We start from the raw sequence: 1809 nt of genomic DNA on the forward strand, positions 1-1809 counted from the left end.
CCTTTGCGCGCAGCTTCCACCAGCGTGCCCTCGATCAAGTTCGTGAGCATGCTGCGATTGATTTCAGCGTCGAGCGCGGCCTCGTCAATCTTGTCCTCTTCCTCGGTGTTGACCACTTCCACATTCTGCAAGGAAGCTTCGAGCTGCTGCAAAAATTCGTTCTTGAACGCAATCACGCGGTCAATCAGCGCACTCACCTGCTCATACTGGCAGTAGGCAATCTCAATTTGAGTGTACGGCAAATCCTTGAGCAGCAGGGGGATCTCGCGATCCAGCGGGTCGGCGGCAATAACGGTGAGAATGTTCTTGTTGTTCGCGCTCGGACGAAAAGGCAGGATGCGCTTGCTGAGCAGCCGCGAACGGGCCTCCTCGGTGCAGGCATCGATGGTTTTGCGAATGAAATCAAGTTGCGCATCGCCGAGTTTTTCGCCCGCCAGGTCGATTTCTTTGAAGGCGTAAAGCTCGGCGATCGTGCTGTAAATGCGATGGCGATCGATTTGAAAATCATCCACCAAAATCTGCTGCAGCCGGCGTTGCTTGCCCGGCGGTTCCTGCGTTTGCGACAGTATCGCCTTCTCCAAGATGGTTTGGCTGATGATTTTTTTTTGCAGCAAAATTTGCCCGATACGAATGCTCATCGGTTCCATGACAAACCTCGTTTATAGCAATGCCTGATCACGTTTGACAGGCGAAATTGGAAATCTATAAATGTTCTGCCGCGGCGAGTGCTCGGCGACCCACGCCTCCAGTACGCTGGTGCCCGGCTTGTAAAGGTAACTCCTTCGAAAGGCCATTCAATCGAATCTTGTGAAGCATGCAGCCAAGCACGAATTTTCTCGAGATTCTTTCAGAATGACATTCTGGCGTGAATACATTCTTCAGGTCAACAATGTACCAGCTTGATCACCTGAAAAGCTCAACGGACATCACCGGCCGCGCATTTCCGTGCCCGGCATGTTCGGCGAGACGAATCCCACTTCCGACGAAATCAACGTGATGCCGACGATCAAAACCGAGATGAAAATCGAAACAATCAAGTTGATGACGTCAACCACCCGGCCCATTTTGTGGCTGGTTTCTTTTTCATAAAAATTGGCCAGCCGCAGCATCGCCTCACGCAACGTGCCGGATTCTTCGCCGCTGCGCAGAGTGTAAATGACGTTTTTGGGAAAAACCGCTGAAAGCTCCATCGAATCGCTCAAACCGCGGCCATCGCGCAACATTGACGGAATAACGATGTCTTTGATCTGCTTTTCGATGTAACGGTTGCCGCACGCCTCCGAAGAAATTTTGATGACTTCGATGTTTTCGCCCGAGCCGCTGTACAACGCATGAAAAACCCGCGCAAAAACTTCCAGACTCGTTTTGTAAATCAACTTGCCGATCACCGGAATCGAGATCAAAATGCGATGCCAAACCACCCGGCCTTTCTCGCTGCGAAAATATGCGACCGTCCCTATGATCGGACTCAAGAAGGCAAGCATGACCCAGATAATGTTGTTTTGAAAAAACTCGCTCACCTGCATGGTCGCCGCCGTCATGGGCGGCACCGCGATGTTGTATTTGAGCAGCATGCCGGCAATCTTGGGAAAAATGTACATCACATAAAAAACCAACGCCCCGATGGCGGCCAACACCACGAACGCCGGCATGAACAGCGTGCTGCGAATGGCTTTTTTGAACTCCGAAGAGCGCTCGAGAAATTTCGCGGTGTTTTCATAAATCTCCGCCATATTGCCGCTGGTGGAGGCGATGCTGAGCATGTAAACCGTGAATTTTCCCAGCACGTCCGCATGCTTGAGAAAAACC

2 protein-coding genes are annotated in these 1809 nt (G+C 51.6%); both read right to left on the reverse strand.

What is annotated here, in order from left to right; translation table 11 throughout:
• The coding region (locus FBQ85_29890; GenBank protein ID MDL1879343.1) for a hypothetical protein at nucleotides 1-647 on the reverse strand (647 nt) is incomplete at its 3' end.
• Between the two features lie 279 nt (nucleotides 648-926).
• The coding region (locus FBQ85_29895) for a type II secretion system F family protein (GenBank protein MDL1879344.1) at nucleotides 927-1809 on the reverse strand (883 nt) is incomplete at its 5' end.

Source organism: Cytophagia bacterium CHB2, from assembly GCA_030263535.1.
Taxonomy (GTDB): Bacteria; Zhuqueibacterota; Zhuqueibacteria; order Zhuqueibacterales; family Zhuqueibacteraceae; genus Coneutiohabitans.